General features: G+C 36.2%; 15 protein-coding genes and 2 pseudogenes. 4 read left to right on the forward strand and 13 right to left on the reverse strand.

The features are described from left to right. Positions 1-168 precede the first annotated feature (168 nt). Both HMPREF3239_RS12800 and HMPREF3239_RS08730 read right to left on the reverse strand, forming a co-directional pair. Positions 169-1,515 carry a hypothetical protein gene (locus HMPREF3239_RS12800; protein WP_053030152.1) on the reverse strand — a complete coding sequence of 449 codons (1,347 nt, stop codon included), beginning with the start codon at positions 1,513-1,515 and terminating at the stop codon, positions 169-171. A 70-nt stretch (positions 1,516-1,585) separates the two neighbouring features. Continuing rightward, positions 1,586-2,449: a trypsin-like serine peptidase gene (locus tag HMPREF3239_RS08730; protein WP_053030153.1), complete on the reverse strand. Its 864-nt coding sequence runs from the start codon at positions 2,447-2,449 to the stop codon at positions 1,586-1,588. A gap of 235 nt (positions 2,450-2,684) precedes the next feature. Here HMPREF3239_RS08730 and HMPREF3239_RS12500 point away from each other — a divergent pair. Next, positions 2,685-2,774: pseudogene (locus tag HMPREF3239_RS12500) on the forward strand. Between the two features lie 358 nt (positions 2,775-3,132). Next, positions 3,133-5,349, forward strand: a pseudogene (gene lip, locus HMPREF3239_RS08740) (YSIRK-targeted triacylglycerol lipase). Between the two features lie 240 nt (positions 5,350-5,589). Here the strand turns inward: lip and HMPREF3239_RS08745 are convergent. From HMPREF3239_RS08745 to HMPREF3239_RS08760, 4 genes are all read right to left on the reverse strand, one after another. Beyond that, positions 5,590-5,880, reverse strand: coding sequence for a hypothetical protein (locus HMPREF3239_RS08745; protein ID WP_053030156.1), 291 nt, complete (start codon positions 5,878-5,880; stop codon positions 5,590-5,592). Between the two features lie 435 nt (positions 5,881-6,315). Next, a complete protein-coding gene (locus HMPREF3239_RS08750; protein WP_053030157.1) occupies positions 6,316-6,852 on the reverse strand; it encodes a VOC family protein in 537 nt (178 codons plus the stop codon). 38 nt (positions 6,853-6,890) lie between these two features. Further along, the gene (locus HMPREF3239_RS08755; RefSeq protein WP_053030158.1) at positions 6,891-7,556 is read right to left on the reverse strand and encodes an MBL fold metallo-hydrolase; all 666 of its coding nucleotides are present in this window, start codon (positions 7,554-7,556) and stop codon (positions 6,891-6,893) included. 225 nt (positions 7,557-7,781) lie between these two features. Then, positions 7,782-8,405: a nitroreductase family protein gene (locus HMPREF3239_RS08760; RefSeq protein WP_070855389.1), complete on the reverse strand. Its 624-nt coding sequence runs from the start codon at positions 8,403-8,405 to the stop codon at positions 7,782-7,784. A gap of 363 nt (positions 8,406-8,768) precedes the next feature. Between HMPREF3239_RS08760 and HMPREF3239_RS08765 the strand changes: the two genes are divergently transcribed. Next, the gene (locus tag HMPREF3239_RS08765; protein WP_053030160.1) at positions 8,769-10,178 is read left to right on the forward strand and encodes an amino acid permease; all 1,410 of its coding nucleotides are present in this window, start codon (positions 8,769-8,771) and stop codon (positions 10,176-10,178) included. Between the two features lie 85 nt (positions 10,179-10,263). On the opposite strand, the gene HMPREF3239_RS08770 is transcribed toward HMPREF3239_RS08765, so the two are convergent. The 7 genes from HMPREF3239_RS08770 to HMPREF3239_RS08800 all read right to left on the reverse strand — a co-directional run bounded on the left by HMPREF3239_RS08770 (position 10,264) and on the right by HMPREF3239_RS08800 (position 16,381). Further along, positions 10,264-10,926, reverse strand: coding sequence for an ABC transporter ATP-binding protein (locus tag HMPREF3239_RS08770; protein WP_053030161.1), 663 nt, complete (start codon positions 10,924-10,926; stop codon positions 10,264-10,266). Positions 10,927-10,938: 12 nt separating this feature from the next. Then, positions 10,939-11,988: an ABC transporter permease gene (locus HMPREF3239_RS08775; RefSeq protein ID WP_053030162.1), complete on the reverse strand. Its 1,050-nt coding sequence runs from the start codon at positions 11,986-11,988 to the stop codon at positions 10,939-10,941. A gap of 84 nt (positions 11,989-12,072) precedes the next feature. Continuing rightward, positions 12,073-12,597: a dihydrofolate reductase family protein gene (locus HMPREF3239_RS08780; RefSeq protein WP_053030163.1), complete on the reverse strand. Its 525-nt coding sequence runs from the start codon at positions 12,595-12,597 to the stop codon at positions 12,073-12,075. 314 nt (positions 12,598-12,911) lie between these two features. After that, positions 12,912-13,670 carry an SDR family NAD(P)-dependent oxidoreductase gene (locus HMPREF3239_RS08785; protein WP_080365539.1) on the reverse strand — a complete coding sequence of 253 codons (759 nt, stop codon included), beginning with the start codon at positions 13,668-13,670 and terminating at the stop codon, positions 12,912-12,914. A 147-nt stretch (positions 13,671-13,817) separates the two neighbouring features. After that, entirely contained in the window at positions 13,818-14,240 is a 423-nt protein-coding gene (locus tag HMPREF3239_RS08790) for a lipocalin-like domain-containing protein (RefSeq protein ID WP_053030165.1), read from the reverse strand. A gap of 41 nt (positions 14,241-14,281) precedes the next feature. Then, a complete protein-coding gene (locus HMPREF3239_RS08795; protein ID WP_053030166.1) occupies positions 14,282-15,037 on the reverse strand; it encodes a 3-hydroxybutyrate dehydrogenase in 756 nt (251 codons plus the stop codon). A gap of 39 nt (positions 15,038-15,076) precedes the next feature. After that, a complete protein-coding gene (locus HMPREF3239_RS08800) occupies positions 15,077-16,381 on the reverse strand; it encodes a GntP family permease (RefSeq protein ID WP_053030167.1) in 1,305 nt (434 codons plus the stop codon). Between the two features lie 174 nt (positions 16,382-16,555). Here HMPREF3239_RS08800 and HMPREF3239_RS08805 point away from each other — a divergent pair, with 174 nt between their 5' ends. Next, the gene (locus tag HMPREF3239_RS08805; protein ID WP_053030168.1) at positions 16,556-17,470 is read left to right on the forward strand and encodes a LysR family transcriptional regulator; all 915 of its coding nucleotides are present in this window, start codon (positions 16,556-16,558) and stop codon (positions 17,468-17,470) included. Positions 17,471-17,496: the final 26 nt, after the last annotated feature.

Genomic DNA, 17,496 nt, shown 5'->3' on the forward strand with positions numbered 1-17,496 from the left:
CGACGAATTTAAAAAGAATTCTGTCCCACTCCCTCCTTTTCCCCAGCAAAGAGATATTCGTAATTCAACTATGTATCTCCAAATTACAATAAATTAGGCACTTCGTTAATTTAGTAAACATCACTAAGCTAAATTAACGAGGTGCCTTATATTGTTTATTTTAAAGATTTATTCTTCTTCACCGTTTTCATCATATTTCGTAACGCTTCCATCTGAGGTTACAATATATGATCCAGCTAATTCACCATTTTTATCAGTAAATGAGAATCCCCAATCGCCGTCAGAATTTTTTTCTGGTTCTTTATAAGTGTATGTGTCTGTATCTAAGGTATGCCCTTCGTATGCTTCGACTTTATCAATCACATTATCGCGTGTCACCGTTTCATCACTTGAACTATTATCAGAGTTTTCTGAGCTACTGTCATCTGAATTTGAACTATCATAATGTTCAGGTTGTCTAGGCGTATCAGATGTAATGTAACTTGCTACCTTTTCAATTTCTGAATCTGACGCGTTCTTCATCTTCTTCGTTTGACCATTATTCAAAATTCGAGCTGTTTCTTGTTTAGAGTAGCCATCTTCAGTCCAACGATGGTCTTGGAAATGACTTGGCACATCATAAAATGTGACTGTCCCATCATTATTATCTTTAAACGTAATGTGACCAAGTGCTGTAACAGATGGACTTAATACAATAGTTCCCTCCGGATACACTTCTGACGCATCTTCATTATATGGATTAATCGGTTCACCGGACATATCTACAGGTTCATACGTATGGTCTTCTCCATTAAATATTTCATCCGCATCATTTCGTGCTGTCAGCCATATTTTAGCAAAGTATTCTTTCGTATTTTTATCATTACTGTCGGCCGAATGCGTACTATTAGAACCGCCACTAATCGAAATTTGTTTTGCCACTTTCTTATAATCTGAATCCTTACCATACTTTCGATATAACGCATTTAAATCAAGCTCGTACCCTAAGTCGGATTGAATAAATTGTTGATATTTACCTGGACTTTGCGTACCTATTACTGCTACTTTATCATCACTCACACCGATTAACGTCGCAAAGGATCCTTTGCCAGGTGAAGCACTATAAAATGTCATCCCTTCTGGTGCGTCTTCAACGGCTTCTCCAGTTGCTTGTAACTCGTATTTATCTATACTTTGTTGCCTTTTCCCAGTATTACTATTTTCAATGTATGAATGACGCTTTAAATCATTGGCAGTTATCGCTATATTAGACACACGGTCATCACTTAGCGCTAATGCGACTTTCTCAGCTTGATTTAAATCTTTAACACTGTTTACTGAATTCGCATCATTATTTTTCTTATTATTAGTACTATTATCAGATTTCGAATTACTATCTTTATTCGATTTATCCGTTTGTGATGACGTGTTCTTATCATCGGATGAGCCATTTCCTAGTCCTAAGTCACTTAAACTACAGCCGGCTAACAGCATTGTCCCCGTTATTGCACCAATCATTAAATACTGTTTCTTCATTTCTCTCCACCCTTTATTCCCTTTGTAAGATAAATTGCGAAACGCTTGTTATTCTATTTATTCAATCCAATTACTTAATATGTTGACGGACAAATTTACCAGCGTACCCTTTAAATGACTCTCCGCCAGCCATTTCTTGCTTACCATACAAATCAGTTGCGGTACCACCTAAATTATGGCCATACGTTCTCATACCGTACATTGTATTATATTTACTATTTAACATCGGTGAACCAGACGCACCTGATCTGAAAAAGTCTTTCGTTTGAATTTCGGTGCCGTTAGGAGAAAATTGTGTAACACGTAATTTACTGTAATATGGTTTCGTGTTGTCTTCGTTTATTTTTGAGTAACCTAAAGAATATAATGGTGTATTAAATTTCAATTTTTTAATTTCTGAATCTGTCGCAATACGTATCGGTTTAGCATACTTCGACATATTTTCTTTTGTATGGACGATGGCAATATCATACTGCGGTACTTTAATCACTTCACTCGCATGAAAAGTATAAGGTATTGATTTACCATTACGATTCAATTGAAATTTAATATATTTTGGTGCTGCGGCTTTACCATATTGATCATCAATAACATGCCCATTTGTGACAAAAGTATGCGCACCAATAACCGTGCCAGTACCCATTGAGTCTTGTCCTTTATATTTTGGAATCCCCACCTTCCAACCGTTTAGATTCGACACACGACCAATAGATTTTAAATTGCTTTTAGATGCATTTGGATAATATTGGTTAGAAATTGAACTTTTAGCAATTTTTTTAGCTTTTAAATACCCTGAATACTCACCTGCATGTGTGCCATCATAGTAATAATTACCAACAGCCTGCGCTTCCTCATGATGTCCAGCATAACCAAACATCGATGCTCCAATCACTACACTAGCAATAAACGTTTTACCAACTTTTGTTTTCCACATATTATTCTCCTCAATACCTTTCTTTTATATAGTTATGTCACGACATACATCGCTCAATATAATCATTTTTCAATATTATTATATGATATTAGTAGGACAATATACGTCTTTAGACGTATTAATTAATAAAACTTTAGACTTATTTTTTAATTTAATAACAAAAACAAAGTATTTTTTGTTTACAAAATAAATTGATAGAGGTAAAATGTAAAACATATTAAAAAAATATATTTATGGAGGGGTACTCAAGCCTGGCTAAAGAGGCCAATAATTTATGGTTGGTAGGAGCTTTTTGCTCGCGTTGGTTCAAATCCTTCCCTCTCCGCTATTTCTAGACTGGAACGATGATCGTTTCAGTCTTTTTTTTATGGTTTACGTCTTAAACGCTACGCTTATATATTGGCATGAGTTGACAATTATCTGTGCGCAAGGTTACTATTTGTTTAAATTACTTTGAAAGAGATACGTTTCTCCACTTGAACTGTCCTTATCAATACATATTTTTTATCTAGTTCTGCAAACGCTTTCTCTTTTCAAAAGAAAGGAAGGTCATTATGGAAGAAATTAAGGCGATATTTAGCAAATTGTTTGAATTCTTACCACGTGTAATTATTAATTTATTTATCTAACATGGATTCATTGATTTACATTTTCAAAAATTAAATAAAATAGAGGTGCTGTTTATGAAAACAAGAGAGAACCGATTTAGTATTCGTAAATTAAGCGTAGGTGCGTCATCAATTGTAGTAGCGACTTTGCTATTCATGGGAGGTGGCTCAGCACAGGCAGCCGAGAAACAACAGGAAGTGGGAACTCCTGATACGGCGTCAGCACAATCTATTGGGGATAATGACACACCAGAGGCTCAAAAGGGACAAGTTCAATCCGTTGCACAAGCAAAGCACGATGTGTCTCAAATTAAAAATGAAAATAAAAATCAAACAAGCTTACATAATGAACTTCATCAAACGGATGCATCTAAGGATCATGTTTCTTCCAACGAGACGCATCAACCTTCTACTGAAGAATCTGAGAAGTCAGATTCAAATACAGACAATCAACAAACAGAAGTGACATCAACTTCTCAACAAACACATTCAACTGAAACACCAACTTCTAAAACAACTACTAACGAAGTCACATCAACAGAACACGCAGCATCATTAGAGCAAGATGAACAATCTTTACAATCATCTGAACCATCATCGAAGACGGATGATTCAACTAAGAAAGTGACACCACATACTGAATCACAAGTTAACCAAACATCTGAAACTAAACAAGCGGACTTAAATCAACCACATTCAAATACTGTTAAATCTAAGGATACAAGTGTGTCTTCAAATGACGTACATTCGAGCAAGAGTGGCGTAACTGAACAACAACAGTCAACGCAATCCACTCAATCCAAAGGCGACAATCAGCAAGCGCCATCACCACTAAAAGATAACCATCAAAGCGAGGCACTTAAAGCAACCACACCGTCACAGCAACAAACGATAACTAAAAAAGAAGAAACGACAACTCAAGCATCACAAGATCTCAACACAGAAAAGGGCGATCATGCTAACATTTCTATTGATGCGCAAACTAACCCTTTCAATAACGACAACCCTTCTAAGGAAGATAAAGATGCACAATCAGGGTTAAATACACTTAAAAATAATTCAGTCGCAACAACCAATACGCAATCTAAATCTCAAGCGGCAAGTGGCACAAAAGATCAAACCAATAAAGTTGCGAAACAAGCTCAGTATAAAAACCAAGATCCTATTATTTTAGTTCACGGCTTTAGTGGTTTTACTGATGATATAAGCCCATCTGTATTAGCACATTATTGGGGTGGCGATAAATTAAACATTCGCCAAGATTTAGAAGAAAACGGTTATGAATCTTATGAAGCAAGTATTAGTGCATTTGGTAGTAACTACGATCGTGCCGTTGAACTTTATTACTATATTAAAGGTGGAACGGTTGATTATGGGGCTGCACACGCTGCCAAATATGGTCATGAGCGTTAAGGCAAAACATACGAAGGTGTCTATAAAGATTGGCAACCAGGCCAAAAAGTCCATCTAGTCGGACATAGTATGGGTGGTCAGACCATTCGTCAATTAGAGGCATTATTAAGAAATGGTAATCCAGAAGAACAGGAATACCAACGTGTTCATGGTGGTGAAATTTCACCATTATACCAAGGTCAACACGACAATATGATTTCTTCCATAACAACGCTTGGTACGCCACATAACGGCACACATGCATCAGATTTATTAGGTAACGAGGCACTTATTCGTCAAATTGTCTTTGACGCAGGAAAAGTACTCGGCAATAAAGATTCACGCGTAGACTTCGGTCTGTCTCAATGGGGTCTAAAACAACAACCGAATGAATCTTATATCGACTACGCCAAACGTGTTAAAGATTCTAAATTATGGCAAACAAAAGACAATGGCTTTTATGATTTAACACGTGAAGGCGCGACAAATCTTAATCGCCAAACATCTTTAAATCCAAATATTGTATATAAAACATACACTGGTGAATCAACACATGCATCATTATTCGGACGTCAAAAATCAGATTTAAATTTATATTTCCCGTTCACCCTTACTGCTAATGTGATCGGCAAAGTAGCTGAAAAAGAATGGCGAGAAAATGATGGCTTAGTGTCTGTTATTTCGTCACAACATCCATTTAATCAAGCCTTTACTCAAGCTACAGATACGAATCAAAAAGGCATTTGGCAAGTCACTCCAACGAAACACGATTGGGACCATATCGATTTTGTAGGTCAAGATAGTTCTGATACGAAGCGTACTAGAGACGAACTACAACAATTTTGGCATAGTTTAGCCGATGATTTAGTTCAAAGTGAGTCGCTAACACGTGAGGTTTAACACATATTTCAATCTAACCGAAGGGAGGTCCTCTCATGTCTGGTACTGTGCTTCAATTAATAGGTTCTTTATTTAATATTTTGAAAGTCTTATTTTCATAAATAAATGACAAATCAAATAAGCACTACTTATCTTAAAAAGCATTTGCTTCTTAACATAGGTGGTGCTTATCATTTGTCGTTGATTGCCATTGTACTTGAAAGGTCTCTTGTTCATCATGATTATGTTAACCACGACTGACTATTTCGCACGCGCATTCATAGATTGTACGTTACTGGAGGCATTACCTGCAGTGGAGACGGTTACTTTATCGATTGCGCCATTTGATTGATCAACCTTGTGCTGCAATTCACTATTTAGACCTAGCAAATTATTCGCTTGCGTTTCATCGCTATTCAACTCTTCCAAGCCATTGACAATCTCAGTCGCTAATACTTCACATGCATCGTCACTTTCAACATATACTTTTTCTTTTACAATACTTTCAATTGCTTCGATTAATTCTGATTTTTGAATTTGAATATCAATCATGACTATTACTCCCTTAAATTTTTGTTGACATATCAAAAAATTTATGTCTTTAAATTTATACCCTTTTTAAGCATAGATATTCAAAATAGTATCTATCAAACAGCCCGAATCCCCCTAAAACATCTAGCTTGGGAGTGGGACAGAATTCTTTTAAATTCGTCGTAACCCCAACTTGCTTAGCTTGTAAAATCACTTTCGTGATTTCTTTGTGTTGGGGCCCCGCCCACCCCCGCAAGGATGACTAGAACTGAGAAAAGCTTGATTTAAGCGCCTTTTCAGTTCAGTCAGCTACTGCGAATTGGTATAATAACATCATTAAATTATTTATGTCCTAGGCTCAAAGGCATTATACCTTAATTCAAAAGGAGAAAATACTTAAATTTTTAAATATGACAAATGTGTCATATTAATGAATATTGATATACTTTTCACTAATCAATCGTCTAACTTTTTCGGCACAAAAACGGCTGCTTCGCTATCATCTGGATAGTAAAATCCATTCGGCACGGTTTGTAATTCGATTAAGCTTCCCCATGGACTTTTCACATAAACGGTACGGTTACCTTCTGTATCTTCATATTTTGTATTCGCATGAGGCTCAGATATCGACTGTCCACCAGCACACATTAACTGTTTAACAGCTTCATCAAAATGTTCTGCCTCGATATAAAATGAAATATGCGTAAAACCAATATCCTGTAATGATTGCGCTTGACCTTGATGCGCATCTTTAAATTCAAACATTTCTATATTCGTTCCATTACCAAAGACCATCATACGTTTATGAATAATGACGGCCCCTTTTTCTAAGCCAAGTATGCGTTCAACCGTTTCTCCACCACGTGGCACGTCGTTCTTTCGTTGACTATCATAGGCAATCTTGCCATTAAGGCCTTCCTTGAAAAAGGCTGTCGCCGCTTCGATATCAGGTACAGTCAGTCCAATATGATTAATGCCTCTATTGATATTCATATGCTATCACTCCGTTTAATAAACTATTCATATTTTGTTTACGTATTTTCACCACGACGAACACGGTCAATTATCTTTTGCACTCTATTTTGTTTATCCTCTTCATTCTCAACATAATAAATTGCGTCTTCACCCTCAATCGCAACCCAAGGTACAATCGCATCAAACGCTAAATCACGAATCATCTCCAAGCTTTTAATCGATGCGTCTCGATCACTTGAACGCAATATTACAGTACGCCATTCGCCACCTTCTACACATAAAAAATCACCAGTAAACAGGAAGCGATGCTCACCATTATTCCATAGAAACATGGTTGTACCAGGCGTATGTCCGGGTGTAGGAATGACTTCCAAATCATTTGCAATTGTTTCGCGTTGTTCGAACTGCCCATCAATGGCCACTGTATGACGTATAGCGGCTACATCATCTCGATGAATCCAAAACGGTACATCAATCCGAGGGTGTCCACCTAGAGATTCATGCTCATGATTCATTAAAACGCGCGTCGCACCACCTAATAATTGAATATCTGAATCTGCCTCATTTAACCCTGGAGAATGATATATGATGATATTGCCTGATGGTCGCTCTAATACAAATGATTTGATACGGTAACGTTTATCAAATGGTAAGACTGCCTTCGTAGTTTCATATAACCCCTTTTCTATGTGTGTTAATGTCTCGAATTGTTTATTTTCCATGTGAATCACCCTTTGTGAATTTCTGTGTCTTTAGCTATACCCTTTTTCTATATATTGAATATGACCGTTCATGTTCATGGTCTTTATTTTAATTAAAAAGGGCGAAACAGCATTCATTATGAATTTACTGTTCCGCCCCACCATGTAGATGACTGTAGCCAAAACTCGTTATCGACAGTTGTCAATGGTGTTCGCTACTGTGTCTTGCAATATATGTTTAACGTATTATTTATAATCGATGACACGATCAACTGGCATTCTGAATGATGTATGTGCCTCTTTAGCCTTCTTACCGATAGCAACAATCATGACAGGTACATAACGTTCTAAATCATAGCCAAATGCTTTTCCGATTTCTTCATGTTCAAAGCCACCAATTGGATTTGTATCGTAACCGTGTTGTTTTGCTACTAACATCAATTGCATAGCGGCTAAACTACTATCTACTTTCACAATGTCATTCATTGATTGGCGTGTGCGATTTTTATAATTCTCTAAGACGATTGGCAACATTTGTTCTTTAACTTCTTGTGGCATGTGCCCATTAAGCACCGCTTGTTCATAAATATATTCGCCTTCTTCATAGCAATGTAAATCGCCGAAGATAATAATCATTGCTGATGATGTGTCATTTTGATTCGTATTGAATTGAATCAATGGACGCAATTTCGCTTTCGCTTCGTCACTTTCAACCACAACAAAACGCCACGGTTGCATGTTTACTGATGAAGGTGCTTTGGTTGCTTTTGCAATCATCTCATTCATTTCCTCATGCGGAATTTTATAGTCTGGGTCGAAACCTTTAACTGATCTGCGACCTTCTAATATTTCATTAAAGTCATTAAGCATGATTTAGCCTACTTTCTATTCATTTTCTCTAGTTATAATTTAAATGCAAATAGCATCTATGTACAATAATATGTTTCCCGTTGTTACTATACTTTAGACTAACCTCAGTCTTCCTTAGTAACGAAAGCGCCAATGAAACCACTGATTTGATGTATCACAATGATTTCAATCCACGTATTTGTGCTTGTTAAAATAGCCCGGCATTTAATTATCAATTGATTAAAAATTAATAAATAGGGTATCATTAATCTTAACAAAAAAATTAATTACATAATTTAATACAATTATTTAACTAATTATTAAGGGTATTTATAGTCAGTCATAACCTTAAGTCATGTATATACTCATGAAAGGACGAACATTATGGCAGATAAATTACAAAGGGAGTTAAGCAATAGGCATATACAACTGATTGCAATTGGTGGTGCGATTGGTACTGGTTTATTCTTAGGTGCCGGTGCATCCATTCATTTAGCAGGTCCATCGATTTTACTTACATACATTATCGTTGGTTTCGTATTATTTATGTTTATGCGTGCAATGGGAGAAATCTTATTATCTAATTTAGGATTTAAATCATTTGGGGATATCGCGCATCATCACATTGGTCCAATGGCAGGGTTCATGGTTGGTTGGACATATTGGCTCACTTGGATTATTTCAGGTATGGCTGAAGTAACAGCTGTCGCGAAATATGTTGAGTTTTGGTATCCAGCAATACCGAACTGGTTAACTGTCGCATTTACAATTCTTGTGCTTGTTGGCATGAACTTATTCAGTGCCAAACTATTTGGTGAACTAGAGTTCTGGTTATCACTAATTAAAGTAATAACAATTATTGCGTTAATTGTTGTAGGTATTGTGATGGTTGTCTTCGCAATGAAGACTGACTACGGTACAGCAAGTGTATCGAATATTTGGCGTTATGGTGGATTCTTCCCTAATGGCATCTCTGGTTTCTTAATGGCCTTCCAAATGGCAATCTTCTCATTTATTGGTATTGAGTTAATCGGTATCACTGCAGGAGAAACTAAGAACCCATATAAAACAATCCCTCAAGCAATTAACAATGTACCTTTCCGTATATTAATATTCTACATTGGTTCATTAGCTGTTATTATGTCAGTTGTACCTTGGAATCAATTAGATCCTGCGGAAAGTCCATATGTTAAATTATTTGGTTTAGTTGGTATTCCATTTGCAGCGGGAATTATTAACTTTGTTGTATTAACAGCTGCCGCTTCATCATGTAATAGTGGAATTTTCGCTAATAGCCGTACGTTATTCGGTTTAGCTGGCAGAAAGCAGGGACCGCCATTCTTACATAAGACGAATAAACATGGTGTCCCATATTACGCTATCTTATTAACGTGTGGTTTATTAAGTATTGCGATTATCTTAAACGCTATATTTAAAGACGCTACGAAAGTATTCGTTCAAATCACAACGTTCTCAACAGTACTTAATATTATGATTTGGACTTGTATTATGATTGCTTATCTAGGCTTCGTGAAAAGAAACCCAGAATTACACAATGAGAGTACATTTAAAATGCCAGGTGGCAAATATATGGCGTATGCGATTCTAGTCTTCTTCGCATTTATCTTTATTGTTTTACTGATCAATAGTAGTACACGTTATGCTGTACTCTTTGCACCAGTTTGGGGAATTGTACTGGTAATTATGTATCAAAAATATAAAAAAGAATCTGAAAAAGCGACCATCGCAATGGAAGATGAAACTGATTTAGAGAGAGAATTACAAGATAAATAGATGGTTGATTAAAGTTATCTCAACCTATGATAAACACCCTCCAAGTAGGACCACTTAAAGCCTACTCGGAGGGTGTTTAATTTGTTTATTTTTCTTTTAGACGTCCGTCTTCCATATGAAAGACTTTATCACAGAATTTAGTTAAACGTTCGTCATGAGTAACGATGATACACGTTTTATGACGTTGTTTAGATTGTTCTTTTAAGATTTCCATAACTGCCATCGCATTTTCTGTATCAAGTGATGCAGTTGGCTCATCGGCTAAAATAATAGATGGTTGCGTATAAATCGCCTTAGCTATGGCGACACGTTGTTTTTGTCCTCCTGACACCTCAGAAGGTAATTTATTTTCAATTTCTTTTAAGCCTAAATCATTCAACAACTTATCGTATTCTTCTGTACTTAAGACATCTTTTTTATAACTTTTCAATAAATGGAATTGTTGCTTGATTGTTAAGAATGAGACTAAGTTGGTCGCTTGTAGAATAAAACCAATTTCTTTCATTCTCATTTTAGCTAATTGTTTCTGACTCATTTGCGAAATTTTCTTATCATTGATATAAATTTCACCCGATGTTGGTGTTTGTAACGCACCAGCCATTGTTAAAAACGTACTCTTACCGGAACCGGAAGGGCCGACAATGGCTATCAGTTCACCTTTTTCAAACGATAACGATGTTGGTTTAACTGCTTCAATGATATGATTCCCATCTTGGAATTCTTTGGTTACTTCATCAAATTTTAACATAGTGGCACCTCCTTATCCGATTGCCTTGAGTGGATCGATTTTGCGAATAGATAGTACTGAGAATAAGCTACCAACAAGTGACGTTAATATTAAGACGATACCAAAGATAATGAGTGTACCAATATTAAATTGGACAGGTACCGCTTCAGGTAAGACTAGACTTGTCAGCAATGTGAGTATTAAACCAATTAATGTTCCGATTAAGGCTAATATAAAGGTTTGTGCTAATACCATCTTCATTAAGAAGCCATTTGTAAATCCTTGTGCCTTTAACACACCGAATAAATTCTTTTTCTGTAATGTAATCACGTATAAGAATACGCCGATGACTGTAGCAGAAATAACAAATAAGAATGTAATCATGAAGTTCATTGTTAAGTTTTGTGGTTTATAGCCTGGTAGGTTTTCTACAAAGTCATCGATACCTGTAACTTCTAAATCACTATCAACCTTTTTATCTTTCCAATTACTATCTTTGACGACTACGGCATTGGTTTTATCTGATGATAATGCTGGATTGATTTTTTCCATCGTTTTATTATTCGCAAAAATAACTGGAGAAGCGTTATATTTAGCACTTTCTGATACCCCTACGATATGTAATTTCTCATCAGATTGAGATAACTTGATCGTATCACCAATATTGAATCCCTTATCTTTCAATGATTGATCAATGACGACATCATTATCTTTATCAAATGTTTTGCCTTCCTCAATCTTTGGAATCAAAAATGAATTTGACGTTACACCAAAGAGTAGCGCATTCTCTTCACTATCTCCATTTGATGCTATAACGCCCATTTGTTTCAAAGGCGCCTCTTCTTTAAATTTGCCTTCAACGTCTGATGTTTTTATGACTGATTGTTGCACAGTTTGGTTAGCATCTTTATTTAAGACAATCGCATCTGCCTTCCACTTCTTGATGCCTTCTGTATTCATATTAATTAAACCACTCGCTAGGCCGGATAATAAAAAGAGTAAGTAACTAATTAATACAAGAATGCCTATAATTAATCCAAACTTCAGCTTATTACGTTTAATTTCGTTCCATGCAAGAAACATGTCTTTCCCTCCTTTATGCATATTATTAACAAGTATAGCAATACTTATATTAAGAATTACAATAAATTGATTTAAATTTTTTTATTATTTGTAATTAATGTCATAATTAAGTTCTACAAATTGGTTATATTGCGTCACATCTCGCAACGTTAAATGAACGTTATCCTTAATATCATTGAACAAACTGATACCTTGACCTAATAAGTTAGGTGCCAGCGTTAAGCGCATTGATGTTAGCATATTTAAATTCACTAACTCGGAAATTAAGGCACCGCCACCTACAATCCAAACCAGTTCGGCATTATTAAATTGCGTAAACAATTGCTTTAGGTCTCCACTATAAAATTCAATGTCCCAGTCTATCGTAACGTGTTGCGTACTCATTACGATGACGCGTTTACCTTCATATGGATTTGTCTTAACGCCATTATCGAGTAACCATCTAAATGTATTCCCACCCATGATCACAACATCGACACTGTCATAAAATTGAGCATAACCATTATCTCCTTCGCCTTCGACCTCTTCTAGAAATTGAACACTTTCATATTGATCCGCTATATAACCATCGACAGATACACCTAAATAGGCACAAATATTTGCTGACATCGTTATCCACTCACTTTTCTCTATAATATAGTTTGAACCTAACTATACCGATAATGACTTATAATATAAAGACAAAGGTGAAAGGAGTGGGACAGAATTTTCTTAAATTCATCGTAACCCCAGCTTGCTTTGCTTGTAGAATTTCTTGATGAAGTTCTCTTTGCTGGGGCCCCGCCCACAAGCATGACTAAAACTAAGAAGGCACTTAGTTTAAGTGCCTTCTTAGTTCAGTCAGCTACTGCAAATTTGCAAAGTAGCTTTATTATATTTTTATGTCCCAGACTCATTACAACTAAATCTTATAAATATGAAGACTAATGTGCTGTTTGACCACCGTCAACAAGGTAAACTTGTGCTGTCATGAATTTTGCTGAATCAGATGATAAGAATAATACGATGTCAGCAATGTCATCAGGTTGTGCTGCTTTTGCCATTGGTACACCTGAAATCATTTGTTGCCATTTTTCATCATCATCTTTCCAAGCTTTCGTCATTTCTGTTTCAGTTAAGCCAGGTGCAACAGCATTGATACGTACACCATCTGTTGCATGGTCGAAACCTGCTGATTTTGTCATTCCGACAACTGCATGTTTTGCAGCAATGTAAGGTCCCATTTGAGGGTCAGCAATTAATCCGGCAACTGATGCAGTATTAACAATTGTGCCGCCACCACTTTTAAGCATGCTTTCTAATTCATATTTCATTGATAAGAATACGCCTTTGACGTCAACATTCATCACTTTATCGAATGTTTCAGGGTCAAGATCAGCGAATTTTTTCGGTTGATTTAAAATACCTGCATTATTAAATGCGTGATCCAAACTACCAAATTCATCAAGTGCTTTTTGCATCAATGCGCGTACCTGTTCTGGATCAGAAACGTCTGTTTTCACGAATACTGCATGACCACCATTATCATTGATGTCTTGTGCTGTTTGTTGCGCACGTTCATCGACATCTCCGATAACGACATTTGCTTTCTCTTGAGCAAATTTTAATGCTGTAGCTTTTCCAATTCCTGATGCTGCGCCTGTGATAACAACTGTTTTCCCTTCGAACTCATTGTATCTCATATTTAACATCTCCCTTCGATTTATCTCTGTATACGATGTGCAAAGTACCATTATTGAAAGCTATACATCACATTGACTCACGCATATCGCTTTCACAACATTCCTACCTTTAAAATGCACGCCTTAATCATTTCGTGAATAGTATTTTTATTTCACACGTTGCCAAACTAATTTTTGGTTAGGCACATTGCCGTTTACAATGCTAAGTGTATCGCCTTCTAATTCAAATAAACGTGGTTGTGTATCGCCTAACCAAGTTGGATTCATACTCACTTCCATTGTGTGGTACACTGTTGAATTTTCTTCGTCTAATTCAAAACGACCTGAATATGCAACATAACCATGTGCTGCTTCAGCCATTTCATCTTGTGTGCCTGTGTGTAAGTCACCTGATTCATAAGCTTGACGTCCTTGTTGCATTAATTGTGCTGACATATAACCATCTGGATTATACATGATGAATCCTGTTGCATCTTTACCTAGTGGAAAGAAGATGTTGCCATCTTTATCTTCATCTTGATATCTAACTAATTTCCAAGTTCCGATTAATTGTTCTTTAAGTTCTGCCATTTTAAATACATCCTTTCTTAATTTTTTAAAATAATTGATGATTATGCGTTTGAACCGCCAGAAACACTGATTGTTTCACCAGTAATCGCTGTAGCACCTTCAGAAGCTAAGAATACAACTGTTGCTGCTATCTCTGAAGGTTCTAATAAACGGTTCATAGGCATTTTACCTGTAATATATTTTTCCATTGCTTCTTGTTCTGTTGAGCCATCTTGTTTTGCAAGGTGTGCTAATTGGTTCTCAATTAATGACGTACGCACAGGTCCAGGCAACACAGCATTTGCTGTAATACCGTCTTTAACTGTTTCAAGCGCAACTGTCTTAGTGAAACCAATTTGTGCAAATTTAGAAGCAACATAAGCTGATTTAAATGGGTCTGCCATTTCACCGTGTGCTGATGAAATTGTCACAATACGTCCACTTTGTTGTTGTTTCATTGAAGGTAACACGTGTTTAGTCATTAAGAATGTACCTGTTTGGATAACACCAATGACTTTGTTCCATTGATCTAATGGGAAATCTTCAACTTTATCGATGTGCTGAATACCTGCATTATTAACTAATACATCAACCGCACCATATTGATTATTCACGTCTTTAATTGCTTGTGACACTTCATCTTCGTTTGTAATATCTACTTTGTATGCAACGCCATTGTTTAATTCATTCGCTGCTTTGTCTGCCGCTTCTTGGTTCATATCAAAGATGAACACACGATCCTGTTCTTTATCAAATGCTTGCGCAATTGCAAATCCTATTCCTTGTGCTGAACCTGTTACGATTACATTTCTTGTCATAATGAATTACCTCCTATAAGTGTTTGGTGCTGCCTTTTCCTAAAAAATAATTACGCCTAATAATATGACGATCAACGCTAAAAGGTTGGCACCGGTATTTGTAATGAATAAATATTTAAAGCCGTTTTTATGTGTTAAACCAGTAATTGCAAAGAATGTTAATACAACGCCTGTGTGAGGCATTACTGTAAATATTGATGATGACATCGCTGCAACTCTGTGAATCACTTCAGGATCAATGCCCATATCAACATAGTGTTGACCAAATGCTTGTAACACAATGCCGAGTGAACCTGTAATCACACCAAATAGTGCTGATGCAACAGCTAAACTAATTAATGGGTTACCCGGAATATTTAATATTAATGAGCGAATCGTTTCGAACCCTGGTGCTAATGTAATAACCGTACCGAATGCAATTGCTGAGCCGGTAAGGAACATTGGCATTAATGAATTAGATGCACCTTCATTGAGCACTTGTCTTTTAACTGGAATGTATTTAAAGAATAGAAGTGCTGAAAGTATAATCGCTGTCGTTAAACTGATCAGTATAATATTGGAAATACCCATTGCACTACCAACGATATTCATCACAATAAGCACGACAATTGGTAATATACTTAATAGAAAATGCGGTGTCTGTTCCTTCTTGTCAAATTGCATATCCTTGATATTATAGTCTGCAAAGGATTCACCTTTTGCGATACTTTTATTTAATGCATGTTTCATATACCAAAGACCAAATACAATTGCGACAATCGTCCCTACAATACCTAATATCGGTGCTGCTGTTAACGTTGTGCCTAAATACTTAGTTGGTACAACATTCTGTACTGAAGGTGTACCGGGTAGCATAGTCATGGTAAATGTACCCAAACCAAGCATAACTGGAATACCGATTAAGTTCCAAGCTAAGTCCATCTCTTTGAAAAGTGGTTTCGCTAATGGAATTAATACAAATACAACGACGTAAAGACTAATACCACCATATGTTAAGATTGCTGTAATAATGGATATGGCAACTAAAATAGCATATGGACTATTCGTTCCTGTTTTTGACACAATCTTTTCAGCGATAGATTGTGCTGCGCCACTGTCGTCCATAAATTTCGCTAATAATGAACCAAGTATAAAAACGCCAAAGAAGCTAACGATAAAATCTGCTAACCCAGTCATATATGACGCTTTCGTACCAATTAATGAGTCGAAAAATGGTAAATTGTTCGTCAAAATGACTATAATAGATGCCAAAGGACCTATAACTAAAATAGAATAGTTCTTGTCTGACATATATATAATGAAAAGAATTGCCAATACAATCCCTATCGTTCCAATCATGTCCATCATGTCACCCCCAAAGGTATGAAATTAACAATACGCATTCTGGAAAATGTGTCTGTTTTATGTCTAAATCTATTATCTGACCTTATAGTCTAAATGTAAAAGACGTATTTAACTATCAAATGTATAACTAAATAGTTATAGCCATATATAGCACGATGAAAGGCGGTCATCTACATGACTTATAAAAATAAAATTCAATATTTAGAAGCTATTCAACGTTATGGCAGTATTTCACACGCAGCGAAACATCTTTATATATCTCAACCCTATTTAAGTCGTTATATTAAAGAAGTCGAGCATGACTTAGGCGTTACTTTGATTAATCGCGACAGTAATCCTTTAGAACTCACTTATTCAGCTGAACGATTTCTAGATTATTTACACGACATTGAGGATATCGACACGCAAATGCGCGATGAGTTACAGACGATTTCTAATTTGAAAAAGGGACGCATCCGTATAGGTGTAAATCCAATTTTAGCTACACATACGCTTTATAGTATCTTGCCAAAATTTATCGAGCATTACCCTGGCGTCGAGATTGAATTGGTAGAAGAAGTGGCACATCGAATCGAACAAATTGTTTCCGATCAGAAAGTGGATATCGGTGTAACAATTTTACCGTTGTACACTGAGGATTTATCTTATGATATTTTGTATACCGAAAATGTCTATCTAGCATTACCGCCTGGGCATGACCTTATCGACCAAGCGAAAGCCCATGCAGATGATGGTAAATTCCCATTTCATTTATTGCATAATGAAAAATTTATCTTGCTGAAGCCTGAAATGACGTTACGTCAATTAACCAATCAAATCTTAAACGATTATCATGTCGTACCTGACGTAATGATGGAAACGGTGAGTGTAGAGAACGCGCTTCGTCTCGTAAATGAAGGTATTGCTATCACATTTGTCCCTAAAAGTGTTAAAGATATGACATCTGATCGATTTAATGGTGCGTTTGTCCAGTTGAACCCGCATCATTATTACAATCAAGTCGTGTTAGCATATAAAGAAAATGATAAAAAACGGTTATCCAGAGCAGCTAAGACCTTTATCCAAATGGCGAAATCCGGAATGAAATAAGATATACATTAAAAACCATCGTATTA

Source organism: Staphylococcus sp. HMSC34C02, from assembly GCF_001838705.1.
In the GTDB taxonomy this organism is placed as follows: domain Bacteria; phylum Bacillota; class Bacilli; order Staphylococcales; family Staphylococcaceae; genus Staphylococcus; species Staphylococcus borealis.